This is a genomic window from Sphingobacterium sp. BIGb0116, from assembly GCF_024808035.1.
Classification (GTDB): domain Bacteria; phylum Bacteroidota; class Bacteroidia; order Sphingobacteriales; family Sphingobacteriaceae; genus Sphingobacterium; species Sphingobacterium paramultivorum.
On sequence record NZ_JANUDT010000012.1, the window covers coordinates 72,820 to 88,988 of the forward strand.

The 16,169-nt window shown below is 40.3% G+C and carries 13 protein-coding genes; 6 read left to right on the top strand and 7 right to left on the bottom strand.

The window, feature by feature from the left end:
* Positions 1-16: 16 nt before the first annotated feature.
* The 6 genes from M2419_RS24550 to M2419_RS24575 all read right to left on the bottom strand — a co-directional run bounded on the left by M2419_RS24550 (position 17) and on the right by M2419_RS24575 (position 10,260).
* The gene (locus tag M2419_RS24550; protein WP_153845559.1) at positions 17-1,666 is read right to left on the bottom strand and encodes an FAD-dependent oxidoreductase; all 1,650 of its coding nucleotides are present in this window, start codon (positions 1,664-1,666) and stop codon (positions 17-19) included.
* 4 nt (positions 1,667-1,670) lie between these two features.
* Entirely contained in the window at positions 1,671-3,671 is a 2,001-nt protein-coding gene (locus M2419_RS24555) for an FAD-dependent oxidoreductase (protein WP_259255785.1), read from the bottom strand.
* A gap of 11 nt (positions 3,672-3,682) precedes the next feature.
* A complete protein-coding gene (locus M2419_RS24560) occupies positions 3,683-5,374 on the bottom strand; it encodes a RagB/SusD family nutrient uptake outer membrane protein (protein ID WP_153845558.1) in 1,692 nt (563 codons plus the stop codon).
* An 11-nt stretch (positions 5,375-5,385) separates the two neighbouring features.
* Positions 5,386-8,427, bottom strand: a complete 3,042-nt coding sequence (locus M2419_RS24565) for a TonB-dependent receptor (RefSeq protein ID WP_153845557.1) — start codon at positions 8,425-8,427, stop codon at positions 5,386-5,388.
* Between the two features lie 67 nt (positions 8,428-8,494).
* Positions 8,495-9,577: a FecR family protein gene (locus M2419_RS24570; RefSeq protein ID WP_153845556.1), complete on the bottom strand. Its 1,083-nt coding sequence runs from the start codon at positions 9,575-9,577 to the stop codon at positions 8,495-8,497.
* 89 nt (positions 9,578-9,666) lie between these two features.
* The gene (locus M2419_RS24575) at positions 9,667-10,260 is read right to left on the bottom strand and encodes an RNA polymerase sigma factor (protein WP_153845555.1); all 594 of its coding nucleotides are present in this window, start codon (positions 10,258-10,260) and stop codon (positions 9,667-9,669) included.
* A gap of 541 nt (positions 10,261-10,801) precedes the next feature.
* Here M2419_RS24575 and M2419_RS24580 point away from each other — a divergent pair.
* The 6 genes from M2419_RS24580 to M2419_RS24605 all read left to right on the top strand — a co-directional run bounded on the left by M2419_RS24580 (position 10,802) and on the right by M2419_RS24605 (position 14,959).
* Positions 10,802-11,239 (top strand): RidA family protein, encoded by a 438-nt coding sequence (locus M2419_RS24580; protein WP_153845554.1) that lies wholly within the window; start codon positions 10,802-10,804, stop codon positions 11,237-11,239.
* 382 nt (positions 11,240-11,621) lie between these two features.
* On the top strand, positions 11,622-12,020 hold the full coding sequence (locus M2419_RS24585; protein ID WP_200845708.1) for a hypothetical protein: 399 nt from the start codon (positions 11,622-11,624) through the stop codon (positions 12,018-12,020).
* Between the two features lie 120 nt (positions 12,021-12,140).
* Positions 12,141-12,293, top strand: a complete 153-nt coding sequence (locus M2419_RS24590) for a hypothetical protein (protein WP_153845553.1) — start codon at positions 12,141-12,143, stop codon at positions 12,291-12,293.
* A 72-nt stretch (positions 12,294-12,365) separates the two neighbouring features.
* On the top strand, positions 12,366-13,415 hold the full coding sequence (locus M2419_RS24595; RefSeq protein ID WP_153845552.1) for a sensor histidine kinase: 1,050 nt from the start codon (positions 12,366-12,368) through the stop codon (positions 13,413-13,415).
* A 3-nt stretch (positions 13,416-13,418) separates the two neighbouring features.
* Positions 13,419-14,168 (top strand): LytTR family DNA-binding domain-containing protein, encoded by a 750-nt coding sequence (locus M2419_RS24600; protein WP_153845551.1) that lies wholly within the window; start codon positions 13,419-13,421, stop codon positions 14,166-14,168.
* Positions 14,169-14,431: 263 nt separating this feature from the next.
* Complete coding sequence (locus M2419_RS24605; RefSeq protein WP_153845550.1) at positions 14,432-14,959, top strand: hypothetical protein; 528 nt, start codon at positions 14,432-14,434, stop codon at positions 14,957-14,959.
* A gap of 489 nt (positions 14,960-15,448) precedes the next feature.
* Here the strand turns inward: M2419_RS24605 and pgl are convergent, their stop codons facing one another.
* Positions 15,449-16,159, bottom strand: coding sequence for a 6-phosphogluconolactonase (gene pgl, locus M2419_RS24610; RefSeq protein WP_153845549.1), 711 nt, complete (start codon positions 16,157-16,159; stop codon positions 15,449-15,451).
* Positions 16,160-16,169: the final 10 nt, after the last annotated feature.

Consider the following 16,169-nt stretch of genomic DNA (forward strand, 5'->3'; position numbering starts at 1 on the left):
ATGCTAGCACAATATATTATTTTTGCTCCAATACTTGTCCTACTTTCAACAGTTGCTTTTTTAATAGCCCGTAGTCGACATGCTGCACAATATGATCATTATCAATCGCTAGGACTGCAGCGGCACCAGCACTCTGCCCCAACACCATAAATACGGGTTCCATACGAATGGAACCAAAGGCAATATGTGAGCTGGATACGCAGACAGGGACTAGCAAATTTGTACATTCATCGCTCTTCGGGATGATTGACCCATAGGAAATGGCATAAGGCTTGGGTACCTGAACGCCAATATCGCCTTCATTTTGAACATACCCTTCTTTGGTCACATAGCGTTGTACATTGTGGGAGTCCAACGTATACGAACCCATGCCGATCGGATCTTCTACCCTGCACTTTCCTAGAATATTATGCTCAGTCGTCACATACTGCCCTATCATCCGCCTTGCTTCGCGGATATACAGCTGAAAAGGCCAGTTATCGTTATCCTTAAATTCGTCTTTTGCCACCCCCCATTCGGCCATCCTTGTCCTTATTGCGAAGGGAACAGTGGGATCATTTGCCATAAAGTAATATAGACCCTGCTGATAATGATGATGGGCCTCGATAATGGATTTTCGCTCGGCATAACTCGCTTCGGGATAGTTATAGTTCATCCCGATAAAATCGGTGCTGAACGGACCATGGTTGTTGGCATCGGTTTTATGGTTGGGCACCAGATCAAATTTTTGAAAGGCTTCGTCCCAACCGGCACGAAATAAACGTTGTAGTAAAACGTAATGTTGTGGATCGTAATCGCGAGGTTGGGCGAAGGGCTTCCGATTGCGGGCATCATTGGTCAGGCACATGCGGAAGCAATAGGCCTGCAGCTTCTGATCTGCTGTGCCATATTGCCCGGGATCTTCTGCAGAAACGCCGAATACCAGTCCACTGTTGGTGTCTCCCTCGCGTTTATAGGGGCTGATCTTCGCGATAAAGTGATGCCGGTGCTGAAAGACTCCGGTCTGCACACCGTTCCACCGCTCCCCATAAGTCTTATTGGCCTCCCGCCCGATCGTATAGCTTACTTTGGCCAGCGCCATCAGATCGCCTTCATAGGTGGCATCAATAAATATCTTCGCCTCGTACACTGTTCCGTCTAAGGTCTTAATCGATTTGATGGCTGTACCTTCTTTTTTAATGGCACTTTCCTGCCGATCTAAATAGGCCTCGCGCACCACATCAATCTGATAATCCCGCACCCATGTATCAAAAATACCCTCGGCGACATGGGGTTCGAAGATCCACATCGTCCCATGCTCACTATCCATTGCCACAGTGCCCTGCCCTCGATTGCCAAATGAAGCCCTCGATTGCCAATTCCAGCTCGATCCCTGCGAATAATGATCGTATACGTCCTGATAGAATTTTTTGGCAAAGCCACCGATAACGGCTTTATTGCCCGTGTCTGTAAAGCCGAGCCCTCCAGAACTCAGGCCTCCTAAATGTCGATCGGGCGATAAGACGACAACAGACTTGCCGGCCTGCTTTACCTCCAATGCAGCTGTAATCGCTGCCGGGGTACCGCCGTAAATCACGACATCTACCTTTTTGGCTACGTGCTGTGCTTCGACCTGCATAAAAGCGAAAACAAGTGCTAATTTTAAACCTATTTTTATCTTTTTCATACGTTTAATTTTGATCGGTGACCGGAACCCACAATAGCGCATTTGCCGCCATAACGCCTTTTCCGGATGACATAATCTCCACATAAGGTTTGTTACTTCCTTTCTCAAATTCGTATTCACCGAGCGCTACCCAGGTACTGGTTGTCTGTCCCAAAATATGGACTTCCTTGAAATTTATATCTTTTTCGATCCTTGTCTTTCCGGTATGGATAATGAACTTTCCAGATTCCGTGCTTTCGGCCGTTTTCGGAAAATAGCTGTAAAGCTTATATTTCCCCGCGGTAAAATCCTTTCCAGGAGCAAAACGTGCTACAGCAGAAAGATCATTATCCACTTCCTGATAACTCATACCATAACCCTTTTTTGACGATTTATGCCAAGCTCCCTTCAACATAACCTGATCCTTATCATCAACATGAATGATATAATCGGCCTTACGGCCATCCGCTTTCGGGTTGTCTCGCAGTATTTTCTCCACGCGTTTAATATCAACATCCTGAATAGCTATTTTGTTATCGATCGCTTCGCAGGCAGCCACCGCACCGGATTGCCCCAATACCATAAATACGGGCTCCATGCGAATGGAGCCAAAGGCAATGTGACTTGCCGACAGGCATACGGGAACAACAAGATTGTCGATTTCCTCTTTTTTGGGCACAATAGCCTTATAGGAAATCGGGAAGGGAGAAAATCCGCCAACCTCAACGTTCCCTTCATTTTTGACCATGCCATTGACGATCACACGGTCACAATTGTGCGAGTCCATGGTGTATGCAGCATAGCCTACGCCATCGGATACAAGCGCACGACCCTGACAGTGGTCTTGGGTCATAACGACATCTGCAATCATCCTGCGGGCCTCCCGAATATATAATTGTGGAGACCAATGGCTATTGTCGGGATATTCGTCTTTGGGGTATCCCCATTTTTTGAATTCGCTTCGTATCGCCTCCGGTACCGAAATATCGTTGGCAACAAAATATAAGAGACCCTTGGTGTAATCTTCGTGGGCCTTGATAATCTCCTTCCGCTCGAAATAATCGGCTTCGGGATAACGCCAGTTCATGCCGATCATATCTGTTGAAAATCCATTCCTATTATTGATATCGGTCTTTCCATTGGGCATAAGGCTCCAAATAAATACGTCCTGGATACTCTTCCAAGGCTGTATTTCTTTTTGGCGCTTTAAGAGTTCATAATTGGTTGCGTCGTAATTATCCGGTTTGGTGATTTCTATTCTGTTTTCAGGGACATTGGTCAATGTGATCCGATAATTATAAGCTTGAACCTTAGCATCTCCCGTTCCATTTTGTTTTAAAGGCTCCGTATTGATCCCCCATAAAATACCACTCTGAGGATCACCTTTTATCTTATAGGGATCTACACCCTCGGGAAACTGATGGCCATCAAGCAATTGAACACCATTAATCGTCTCTCCATAGGTACTGTTTGACTCTCGCCCAACGTGATAGGACACACCAGCTTTGGCCATGAGGTCACCCTCGTAGCTGCAGTCCATAAATATTTTGGCTGCTACAGTTATTTTTTTTCCATCCCCCTGCTCACTTGGAAGCAGTGAAATGGTTTTAATCGATCGATTGTCAGTCTTTACGGCTACCAAACGATGTCCCATTAACATTGGTGTGTTAGCATGTACCAGATAGTCCTTAAAAATAGATTCGGCTACCTTGGGTTCAAAAATCCATTGTTCAAAACTGCCATAGTGCTTGCCCATTTTGCGATAAAAATCAAGAGCGAGCCCTGTGACGACATATTTGTTTCCGATATCCGTTTGCCCTAATCCACCGGAGCTGAGCCCTCCTACCCGTGTACCAGGATCGATCAGTAAGACGGATTTTCCGGCCTGTGAAGCGGTGTAGGCGGCTATTACACCGGCTGAGGTTGCACCATAAATACATAGATCTACCTGTCTGTCTGTTTGCCCTTTGACTAAATGCCAAAACATCGTCAAAAGTCCAATGATCATTACGAGTGTCTTCATCATCATCTTAGGATTTAATAGCCTGGATTTTGTTCCAGATTTTTATTCGTTACAATTTCAATATTCGGGATCGGCCAAAGATAATTCTTGCTGGGATCGAACTTTCGGAGCTCGATAACCCGCATGTCTTTCTGATTAGCGACATTTTTATAATTCACGTAATTATCCCCATCGATCGTCGGCGCATTGGCCAGCAAACCTTTTGGAATACGGCCATAGAGCGTTGAATTCATAAATTTATCGGCCAGTTTCCACCGTCTCAAATCGACTAAGCGAAAGCCTTCATTGGCTAATTCGTAAAGTCTTTCTTTCCGTATGATCTCGCGCAGCTCAGCTTGCGTTTTATTACTCGCGATTGCCGGCATATCGACGGTAGGGCGCTGCCTGATGCTGTTGATTGCGTCATAGACGGTTTTGTCGATCGTATTGTTTTCGACCATCGCCTCGGCGTAAATCAACAACACTTCGGCATAGCGGCTCTGAATAATATTTAACTCCGATTCCATGGTAAAATCTTTGTCCTTTATATCGACATATTTTTTCCAACAATAACCAGAAAAGGTCGCATAAGCATTGATCGCATCCTGATTTTGGATACGTACTGCGGTAGATGTATTGTATGTATAGTTCCAACAGGTTATACTATCCTTATGGGTCTCAAACTGAAAACCAAAAAACGTGCTACCGGGAAGTGCAATGGTATATCCCAGACGCGGATCTCGATTGGAGAATGGTTTTTTAGGATCAAATCTGGAAGATTTGTCAATGGCAAATCCATCGGTGCAGAGATAGCTATCAACAATGGATTGCGATGGGATTTTGTTGGAAGTCCCTTGCGCGTTGCGCGACAGAAATCCGCGCGTAGCACTGTGGGTCTTTGTTTTTTGTAATCGCAGATATTGAAAAGCAAAAATAATCTCCTTGGAAGCCTGCCCATCGTACGTAAATAATTGGCCGAAATCGGCGTGTAAGGCATATACGTTTAGGTCCATGACTTCTTTGGCCGAATGGGCTGCTTCATCCCAAAGTCCGTTATTAAGTGCTGCCCGAGCACGTATGGCCAATGCTGCCCCTTTGGTCGCACGCCCAATATCTGCCGAACCATAGCTTACCGGTAAAATAGCGGCAGCTTCATCGAGTTCTTTGAGGATGAAGCTAGCAATTTCAGCCTTAGACGTTTTCGGAACATTGGCATCAGCAAGGCTTAGGCCGCTCGTAACCAAAGGTACTCCTCCAAAGTAATCGATCAGATATTGGTAAACATAAGCCCGGATAAACTGTGTCTCGCCTTTATAACGCTGTTGGAGTTTGGCATCCATCTTTCCATCCAACTTCTGGATATTGTCCAGGATGAAATTACATTTGCCAATGACCTTATAAGAATTGGTCCAGATATTCCGGATGTAGCCATTGTTGCTGTCGTGATCTCCCCTTCCCACAGCTTGTAAATCAGAGGTATTACGGTCCCACCCAATATCGGTGGCATCATCAAGGGTAAGGTTAATAGGCATGTCGTCCGTGGGATGAAATGCCAGGGCACTGTACAAACCATTGACAACCAATGTCAGCTCATCCTGATTTTTGAAATAATTTTCGTCCGAAGGGCCATCCAAGGGCGATCTGTCCAAGTATTTTTCGCATGCCCCCACCAAAAGGAGAACTGCAATCGATAGCATATATAACGCGAGTTTATTTAGAGTTTTCATACAAGCCAAGTTTATAATGTAATATCCAATCCAAAAGAATACACCTTTACCTGTGGGTAAAAGTTACCATAGCCTACTGGTGCTTCGACGTCATAACCGTCCCCAAATTTATCTACGCTGAATAAGTTTGAACCATTAACAAATACCCGAAGTTTATTCAGCCCGATGGACTTTAGTAGCTCAGCCTGAAAGGTATAGCCGAGCTGCAAATTTTTCAGGCGAAGATAGGCGGCATTTTTCATCCAAAATTGGGAAGACTGCTGGTTGTTATTCTGTCCGAAAGCCAATCGGGGATATTTCGCTGTAGTATTATCGGGTGTCCATCTATCTTTATTATCCTCACGAATTGTTCCACCAATTGCCCCGGTCGTCGTAAAGGGCTGAATACCGGCCCCGTATAGGTAGCCATCTGCTTTGCCTACACCTTGCAAAAGAAAACTGAGGTCGAACCCCTTGAAACTAAAATTGGAGTTGAGCGAATAGGTATATCGTGGAATGGTACTACCAATGATAACCTTATCGGACTCATTAATTACTCCGTCATCATTCTGATCACGGTATTTGAGATCACCTGGTGCTAAGGTACCAAACTGTGTGGCATGAGCTTTTACCTCCTCCACTGTTTGGAAATAGCCATCGGAAACATAGCCAAAGATCGAATTAATGGGATAGCCTTCCCGATTGACCGTTAGACCAGTCTGATTGATTCCGCGCATATCCAACACTTTGTTTTTGACATCAGAGAGGTTGAGTGTAAAATTATATTTAAAGTCTTTGGCCGGATCGCTTCGATAGCCCATGGAAAGCTCCCAACCTTTATTCTCGACGACGCCTGCATTTTGATAAGGCTTATTTAAACCAATGATGAGCGGGATATCCAGCTGTAATAATATATCACTGGTTCTTCTATTGTAAAAATCTGCTGTAATAATCCATCGTTTAAATAGGGTAAGATCAATACCGATATTTTTCTCCTCGGTAGACTCCCATGTAATATCAGGATTAGACATATCATTTAGCGCTGCCGTATTGACGATGCCATTGCCTAATGTGTACGAACCTAGGTTTAAAGATGCCACGGCTGGATAGGTCCCAATATTCTGATTTCCCAGTTTACCCCATGATGCCCTGATTTTCCCCTCAGTAAGCCATCCCTTGGATGCGGTTAGGAACCGCTCCTCGGAAAAACGCCATCCGGCGGATGCCGATGGAAAAAAACCATAGCGATTACCTTTGGCAAACCTGGACGAACCATCGTAGCGTGCATTGAGTTCTAAAAGATAACGATCTTTGAAAATATAATTGATCCGGGAAAATAAAGATTGTAATGCCCACTCTGAAGCACTTCCTGTCGCTGACTGATTTAATGCCGAACCCGCATTGAGCACTTCATAGTCAGGGAGAACGTAGGTGTCCCTAAACCCCTGGGAGTAATCAATCTTGTAGTCTTCCCGCGAACCACCAACCAATGCTTTCAACTGATGTGGACCAAAATCTTTGTTTAACGTAAGAGTCGCCCGCATATTATTAAAAAGTTCTTGGCTATTGTATTGAGTAAGTGCTGTACGCACAGGGACCGAGAAGCTCGGCGTACCATCTGGGAAATAGGACTGCACTGCTTTCCGGAAATTCTTATTTACCTGCGTCGCATATTTAGGTGCATAATTGACCTCAGCGGTCAACCATTCTTTGGGTCTATAGATCAATGATGCATTGATACTTCCAAATGGACTTTTGTTGGTAGAAACACCGCCATCAGCGGCGGCGGAGACAGGATTATTACCATTCCAGCCCAGTCCCCATGTACCATTGGAGTTTCTGAAGGATTGATTGGCAGGAATACTGCTCATCCACTGAAAAAGTTCTTCGATGCTCGCTGCTGGTGAGGTGACGATCGGATTGACGTATTGAAAGTCAAATTTAACGGCGAGCTGATCTGAGAATTTAACATCCACGTTGTTGCGGATGGTATAGCGCTTAAACGAGCTATTTAGTGTCAAGCCCTTCTGGTCGAAATAACCGACCGAGGTCAGCATTTTTACTTTGTTGGTGCCAGCATTGACCGTCAGAAAATGGCTTTGCTGAAATCCATTCCCCTGCAAGGACTCCTTTTGCCAATCGGTATTGGGATACTCGTCCGAACTGTCGTTGCCCTGATTACGATAGGCGGCAATGATATCTTCTGGATATAATGGACTCGCACCAACATTGGTATACGCTTCATTCGTCAGCAGCATATGATCCAAGGCATTGACAATTTTAGGCATATTAGTCGCAGACTGCCAGCCGAAATAATTATTGTAGGCAATAGCGACTTTATCAGAACTTCCCCTTTTGGTCGTGACCAAGATGACACCATTGGCAGCTCTCGAGCCGTAGATCGATGCGGAGGCGGCATCTTTTAATATGGAAATATTCTCTATTACATTGGGGTCGATATTATTGATAGAACCTTCGATCCCATCAATCAACACTAAAGGTGCTGCGTTGCCAAGTGTACCGATACCGCGGATACGGATATCCGCACCGTCCGCTCCCGGCTTGCCAGAACGCTGTGTGACGGTTACTCCCGAGGCCATGCCTTGAAGGGCCGAAGAGGTTTGCCCTGCGGGCCTATTGTTCAGATCTTCTCCCGATACGGCGGAAACAGCACCCGTCAAATTGACCTTTTTCTGAACACCATAGCCGACGACAACAACTTCGTCTATCATTCCGGTATTTGGTTTCAGACGGATAAGCACGGTGTTTTTGCTGGTAGCGGTTGCCACAAAATGCTTAACAGAATCGGTATCGTAGCCGAGATGGTGGGCATAGATCGTATAATTTTCGCCAGCAACAAGCGGGGTTAAAACAAACAATCCGTTGTTATCGGCCACAAAGTGGAGTTTTTTACTGCTCTTCTCGTGGACAAGATCAATAGTTGCGCCGGGTAATGTATTACCTTCGTTGTCTACTATTTTACCATTTACTTTCAGGTTTGATTGCGCAAATCCTACAGAAAAGTATGGAAATAGCAATCCCACGAGCATTAATTTGATTAGAATATGCTTCATAATTGTTTACAGTTGGTTATTCTGATTTATATATTGGTTTATTTTTCTGCGTTGGGTTGATTCTCTCCTACTGTACGTCCTCCTTTCTTCCCGAATTACTGATGTTAACAATACCATTGTTCACTTGGAATGTACAATCGTTCAATTGACAGAAGCTGTTCAAAAAATTGGCTAGCGATTCTTTGCTATTTAAACTTCCTGTAAATGAACTGTTGAGCAAATCAGGATTATCACATATAATCGAAACATCATAAAGGCTTTCGATTACTCTTAAGAGTAGAACGTTTTTGGTTTGGTTAAATTTGACAGACTGATTGGTCCATTCGACATTGGCAGTTAGATGTGGAATGAGTTTTCTTAACTCCTTATCTACACGATCAGGCTGAGATTTTGTCAATTCAGGCTCCGAAAACTTAATCATCTGCTGCAGTTTTAAATTAACCAATACTTCCTCTTTTGGTTTGAGGTATATTAAATCTCGACTTTCCGCTGTAACTGATCCGACCGAGATTTTGCCCTCCATTAGTTTTATCAGTACATGATCGGCATCCTTGGGATCTACGCTAAATATTGTCCCTAAGGCAGTGGTCAAATATCCTCTGTAATTGACTTGAAAAGGTGCATTTTTGTTTTTGTGCACGTTATAAATAACTCGCCCTTGCACCTGATGTACATCGCGGTGGCCTCGGCCACTATATTCGAATCCAATTTTTGCATGTGGATAAAGGATAACGGTCGTGCTATCAGGAAGCTGAGCATTGATTGTATAAGCATTTTTATTTTCATACCAGGTAACCTGTTCTTTTGTTGAGGTCGAGAAATTTTTCAAAAAGAGAACCGACAGTACGCAAATTAGCACAGCGGCACAGGAAGCCCAGGCCCACGGGCTTATTCTCTGAATTAGCATAGGTTTTGGCGGATCTACTGCATAAATATGATCGAGCACTTTCCGATGAACCATGCTTAAATCTGGTAACGGAATTTGTTGTAATGCTTGTCCTTCATCCTGATCTAGCATCTCAGTGATCCATAACTCTAGAATTGCAGTATCAATCTCGGCCATTTCGTCAAAAAATGACTCATAATACTGCGCATCCAAGCGGTTGTGGATATACGCCAACAATTGATCTTTAAAGGATTGCTCTTTCAAAATTTACTATAATTAGTTCAATACATTGCTGTATTTGTTACTCTATACGTTTGACAAAGAGAATCACACTATTACTTTTTTTATTTTTTTTATAGCTTAAATAAAAAGGCCGCAAAAAGACTGATTATATACTCATCTCGGTAGTTTTCTTGAATATATTTTTTGATATCTTTGAGTGCACTCACCAATTGATTACTCACAGTAGATACTGAGATACCCAGTAAATCAGCTATTTCTTTATAACTTTTGTCTTCAAATTTATTGAGGATCAGAATTTCCTTTCGTTTGGGGCTCAAGGAGTCGATTGCATTGGTCAACATCTGTTGTTTATCTTTGAAAAACAGTTTTTCTTCGGTATGATAATACAGTTCTATAGCTGAAGCCCATATTTCCAATTGAAGAGCCTTGTCTCTCTGCACTTTTCGAAAAAAATCCATAGCCAAATTATCCGCAATATGATTGAGAAATGAGACAAATCCCTTATTAGGGTCAATCTTTTCACGTTGGAGCCATATTTTGGTAAATACTTCTTGTAAGATTTCTTCTACAATAGTTTGATTTTTCACCAATTTGATCAATCTAACATAGATCTTTGGCGAATAATGGAAATAAATTTCATTAAACGAATTTAGGTCTCCATTTTTAAGTTTTTCCAGTGTAGCAGCTTCTTTAGGAGATTTCATTTGGCAAATTCTGATAATTGGTACGAACGACGAACTTAATATAGTGATAAATTTACTAAATCAAAATCATTGGTACCCACAATAAAATTTTATATTTCCTACTAATTGACCTCCCTCCGCAAAACAGGATATTTTAAAAGTAGAGAATTCGGGCCATATCTTCCCTAGTTTCCTTAATTAAAAATTGATTTACCATATCTTTCGTTTTTATGAGTAAAGAAAAAATATGAATGTAGAACTCGCTATCTATGGAAAACAATATCTATCTAAGCGATATGAAGGAGATATCGAAAAGTCTGTTAAATGATGATCTTTTCTTTAATTGAGATGAGGCAACCGGTAAAAGACATTTTTAGTTAGTAGCAGGATTCTTTCCCTACCTGTAACGCATAAAAATCGAACATTTTAACGGAGGAGCTATTATTCTCTATTTTGAAATAAAGATAGAAGTTTCTGAAAAGGTGTAATCAATTCCTAAATTTCTTAATTTAGGAAAATAACTAAACAATGAAGATCTCCATTTAAATAAAGACCAAAAGCTATGAAATACCTTATTTTACTTCCATTTCTATTAATTTTTAGCAATACTTTTTCACAGGAAAAAAATATCAAAAAAGACAAATGGCATTGGAACAACAACAAAATGAAACAGGATACAACAGCGGGATATTGTCAAGTTTTAAAAGTTGATAACATTCTTTATATATCGGGCGCCGTAACGACGGATCTTTCCCCTAAAGGAATTCAAGCAGTTTACACTGATTTAAAAGCGTCTTTGGCCAGTTTTGGAGCAACATTTCAACATGTGGTAAAAGAGAATTTGTACACGACAGACATTGAAGCAATGAAGAAATATAATGATGTAAGGAAAAAGTTTTACAATCATGACTTTCCTGCCGCTACCTGGATACAGGTACAAAGATTGTATATGTCAGATGCTAAATTAGAAGTCGAATTGATTGCACACTTACCTAAATAAAAATAGAGAAACTGTAAATTTGCATCTGACCTCTTCCCGAAAAACCGAAACATTTAAATATAGTTTTTGAATTTGGAAGGCTATGAAAAACAGTAAACTTTCAGAAGTTCAGATCATCAAGATTTTATCTAAACAAAATCAGGCCCTCAGCCCTCAACAAATCCCAAAATGTCTCAAGGCTGGCATTCCAATACTTTACAGATTGCTTCCAATATGCTTAGACCTGAGGCCAATTGAAATGGTTCTTAAGCTATTTAATGCAGTAAATTACAGTGTTTATACCACGAATACCTTTATTGATGCTTAAAACTTTATACCTACTTATCTTTCCCCTAATATTGCACGAAATAAGAAATAAAATCACTCATACATAATTAAACAAATGAAAAATTTATTGATCAAATCGGTTGCAATGATTGCCTTAGCCGCCACCTCTTGTTCTGCTCCATCTTACTTTGGGAAAAGTTATGCTCCAACCCAGCATGTGGATGTTTTTTTTGATGTAAATGACATTAAAAAAGGATACGAAGTAATGGGAACAACGGATATAGGCAAAGGTTTTGGCTCCATAGAGGCCGCGCAGCAAAAGGTAATAACACTCGGCCAATCCAAAGGTGCGGATGCTGTGGTCATGAAACTCACCGAGGAAGTGACGGGATCATCAAAATCAGACTTTGGAAATCTACAGAACGGCAAAAAGAATAATACTTATACAGGCGGTTCGATTACAAATAATATCAAGGTTAAAAAAATTGTAGCGACATTTGTCAAATATAAATAAATCGCATCCCTGTAATTTTATGCTCATCGTGCTAATACAGCTGTCAGGTCTTCAATTAATTTTATAGTTACTCAATTAATATCCGAGCGTGCAACAATTTAACAAATACATGATTTCCTAATGTATCAATTTCCGGTCCTTGTACTTGGGGCCGGAAACTATTATATTAATATCACCATTGCACGACATCTGGCCGCCTGCCCGATATCGCTTGTCCGTTTTGATGTAACCAATAGTACCGTTCATGCCTATAATCTTATTGTCAATAGATAAAACTTTCAATCATCATCCATTTCAACTAATTTTGTTTAAAAAAAGAACAGCAATAAGTTATTCAAGGTTTAAATGTCATTAGCATTCAGGATAAAGTGGAAGGAGTTTTTGGTTATTTTCCTGATTTATGGAATATGGAGTGTCGCCGTATTTCTCTTTCTGGTACAACTTCAGGGCTTTGATAAAACAGTTGATCAATTTGAAGGTGGAATTAATCTCTATGTAAGTTTTACTCATACAATCATAAAAGGCACGGTAGTTTTCTACGTGCTTATATATCATTTTGCTATACCCGCGATTATGGATCGACGCTGGGGAAAAGTATCAGTCCAGGTCATCGCCTTCTTCACCGTGCTAACTATTTATGAATATTACTGGACATTTTTCGTGCACAGAAGCGATCGAGAAAGCGCCGGAAACCTAAGTCCGGATTCATTTTTTATAACAACAACAATACTAAATATTGCCTCCACCGTTATATCCTATTTTGTGGCCGTTGCTATTTGTTCAAACGTGATTCGCAGGATTAAAGAACAGTTGGAGCGTGAAAAATTAAAAGCGGAATTGGCGGCAATAAAATATCAGATCAATCCTCACTTCCTTTTTAATTCATTGAGCTTAATTTACACAAAAACGTATAAGAGCAATCCTGAAGCGTCACAGGCAGTCCATCTGCTATCAGAAATAATGAGTTACGCATTGGAGGATTGGGGTGAACAGGGAATTGTACCGTTAGCTTTAGAAGCTGAGCAAATAAAAAAAGTTATTCAGATGAACCAAATCCGGTTCAATAACAACATAAAAATAAGCTACAGCGAAGATATTCAACTTAAGGACGCTAAAATCCCTACCTTAACTTTAGTCACGCTGGTTGAAAACGCATTTAAACATGGTGAACTTCATGATGCAAAAAATCAGGTCTCAATTGAAATTATGGCCCGAAACTCCAAAATAAACTTCTTGATAAGTAATAAAAAAAGAAATGGTCCAAAAGAATTATCAAAAGGTATCGGCGTAAATAATGTGCAACAACGCCTGAATCTGATGTACGGCAGCACACACACATTTACAATTAAGGAAGACGAAAATTATTACATAACCGAAATAATTATAAATATCTAACATATGATAAATTGTATCGTAATTGACGACGAACCACACAATATCGAACTGCTGACACTACATATTGAACAGATTCCCTATTTAAATTTAGTGGGTACTGCAGCCGATCCAATAGCTGCATTACAGTTACTTAACAACACGGAGGTCAATCTGTTGTTTTTGGATATTCAAATGCCGGGAATAACTGGATTGGAATTTTTGAAGATGTTGAATGAAAGATATAAGGTAATTCTCACCACCGCATACAGAGAATATGCCCTTGAAGGATTTGACCTGAATGTTGTGGACTACCTATTAAAACCCATATTTTTTCCACGTTTTCTACTAGCGGTGGAAAGGGCACAACAACAGCTTTCGATCGACGCTAAACAAGAGGAAGAATTTATATTTGTCAAAACAGAATATAAAGGGAAGCTGGTCAAAATTAAGCTTAACGAAATCGTATACATTGAAGCTAAAGCAAAATATGTCTGTTTTTACACCGCTGATGACAAAAGTATTATGGTCCAGCTCAACATAAGTGCTTTAAACAATATATTACTGCCTGATCGCTTTATGCGAATCCATAAGTCTTTTATCATTGCTACTCCATTTATTGTAATGATCAATGGGAATATGGTTCAATTAGAACATTATAAAAATGCCGTCCCTATCGGACAGACCTATCGAGATTCGTTCATGAGCCGGATGACAAAAAAAGTTCTCAATAATATGGTAAAAGATCCGCTCAACTCAGCTATTTCAAAAGACTAGTGTGAACCTGATAAGAGCTGCAATACTTACACGATAGTTGTCCTTGTTCTGTCTGTCAGCAAGAATGTCGTCGTCAATGTGACTTAAATGTGAAATTAATCAATTCGACTTCTAATTTAGCATCTGACATCTACAATCTTTGTAAAAGAGAATCCGATCCATATGAAGATAGAAATGCAAGCTTAAATTACTGTTCTGCTTGGCTCGAATATTGCAATTTTGCAGGAATAAAAACCTGAAATCTTACTTGTAAATTAGTTTTGATGGAAAAACACCAAATAATAGAGAAACTGAAGGAATTTTATCCGACTGATATTTCACTGGATGATATTGCTGCCTATGCTAATTCGGAACCTTATAAGAAAAAGAAGAGCTATATCGATAGCGCATGGTCCGACCGCAATCAATGGGATCTGTTGAAGGCTTCCTTATCTGATCTATCAACTGAAATTTGGGACTACTCCTTTATGGGCGGAAGCCCCTGTTATCACTTTTCCTTTATCCAAGAAGAAAATAAAGAGATTTTGTACTCTTTATTTGTTAGTGTAATTTTACCATATTATGCAATCAGGATTATGAATATATCCAATCTTGATAAATCTTTTGATCCAATAAGTGCTATCGAATCTCGGGTATTTGAGAAACTGGAAAATAAAGTAAAAAAAGTCTTCCCAAAACATCGGATTATAAGGGATAAAGCGTTGCTACAGACAAAGGTTGATATTTTCGAGGCTGATGGTGAATATCCGCCATCGATACAACATCTATTGTTCTCGACGATTGAAACGTAAGGATCTTCCTACTTCAGTCGGTGTCGGGGGCTATCTAGGACAAACAAGGCATATATAGGCGGTACACGGGAGATACCGAAAAGTCTTCAAAGGTTAACAATAGACGTATTCAATAACTTAAAATAGCAGAACTAGTACTGAGAACTAATAATCACACAGCCCAATCATCAGATGGGACCGTATAGATTACAAATTGAAAAAAAATTGATATAACAGTATTTAATCATCACTAAATTTTGAAATCAATTTTTCCTTGATATCGATAGAAAAATATAAGTGGTGTATTTTATAGCTGTTATTCTCATAATACTGCTTTTTAAACTCCTCATATTTATCATTTTTATAGATTACTATACTTTGATATCCGAGTATAAAAAAGATCCAATATTTCCCTAAGGGGCTATAACTGTATTGACAAGAGTACTTAAGCACTCTTGTCAATCGTTAAGGGAGCCTTTTTGGCTAGACGTCCCCTATAGTTAAATGATATTAAATTCCAGCTTCTTTATCGGTAAAAATCTGGACTCCTGCTTTCTTTTCAATTAACTGTAGCGGATATAGTTCAGGATTATATACACCATTAAGAACTTCATTCAAAGCGTTTCTCTTGGATTTACCAAAGGTAACAATCAGAATATTTTCAGCTTTATTGATAATAGGTTCAGTCAAAGTAATTCTGAACATTGCCTGAGGCTTTAAATAGTAGGCATCAACCCATTTTTCTTTTTCTTGTAAGATCTTTTCTCCTGGAAATAGAGAAGCTGTGTGGCCATCATCACCCATTCCTAAAAGGATGAAATCAAAAATACCGTCAGCTCCCAAAACATTTCTGATTTGGGCTTCGTATGCTTTAGCGTAATTTTCAGGCTCAATTCCCTCTTTATACATGGGAAAAATCTGATTTTCATTTACCGGAACCTTATTCAAAAGTACTTCCAAAGTCATCTTAAAATTACTTTTCTCATCTTCAAGAGAAACCCATCTTTCATCTACCCAAAAAAAATGGATTTTGTTCCAAATTATTTTATCTGCATATTCAGGAGTAGCTAATAAACTAAAAATAGCTTTCGGTGAAGAGCCACCACTCAACGCGACCACAAATTTATCATGCTTCTGGATTGCTTTTTTCGAAAGCTCAACAAATGTATCTGCTGCTTCTTTATATAAAGCATCCAGATTATTAAATATCGTAATATTCATTCTCTTTTCA